The 729-nt window shown below is 38.1% G+C and carries 1 pseudogene; it reads left to right on the top strand.

Features of this window, described 5'->3' with window-relative positions:
- Positions 1 to 729: pseudogene (locus tag CO726_RS31140) on the top strand (hypothetical protein); the annotation flags it as partial.

Genomic DNA, 729 nt, shown 5'->3' with positions numbered 1-729 from the left:
CAAATATTTGGAGTCCAAAAGTAAAAACGAAATATGCAAGCTTTAAAGATTGGACCAAATATGAAAATAAATTAGTGCAAGCAATAAAAGAGGGAAATAAACCGCTGCAAAAACAACTAGAGTTAGAGAATCGTGTGAAGCCATATGATGCGAAACAATCAGGACGAGCATATCGAAAGGTAGCTACCGTTGAGTATATTCGTAGGAAAATGAAACATTTCTTTGATGCTCTTATCGCTGACGAAATACACGAGCTGAAAAGCGAAACTGCACAAGGAACTGCCCTAGGAAGTTTAGTTAAAGTTTGTAAGAAATTCGTAGGTGGAACAGGTACATTATTTGGTGGGCGCGCAAGCGACGTATTCTATACGTTATGGCGTTTATTCCCTCAAAAAATGGTGAAAAGCGGCTTTGAATATAGTTCTTTAATGGAATGGAATGAAACCTACGGAAACATCGAGAGAACATATTACCATGATGGTGAGGTCACATCAAATATAGCTTCACGCGGAGCACAAGGTACATTAGATAAAACCAAGGTCGTACCTGGTATTTCACCTTATGTGTTTACCCAATTTTTAATGGATACAACCATTAATGTGCGCTTAAAAGATGTTTGGCCAAATCCTGTGGAGTTAATCAATGTACCTACGATTCTTGTCGAGATGTCGGAAGAACAAAAACAGGCTTATGAGCATATGAAAGAGTCTTTTGAGAAAGCGATTGAAG

The sequence above is a fragment of the Bacillus fungorum genome, assembly GCF_002746455.1.
GTDB classification, from domain to species: Bacteria; Bacillota; Bacilli; order Bacillales; family Bacillaceae_G; genus Bacillus_A; species Bacillus_A fungorum.
This window is presented reverse-complemented; position numbering and strand designations above follow the sequence as displayed.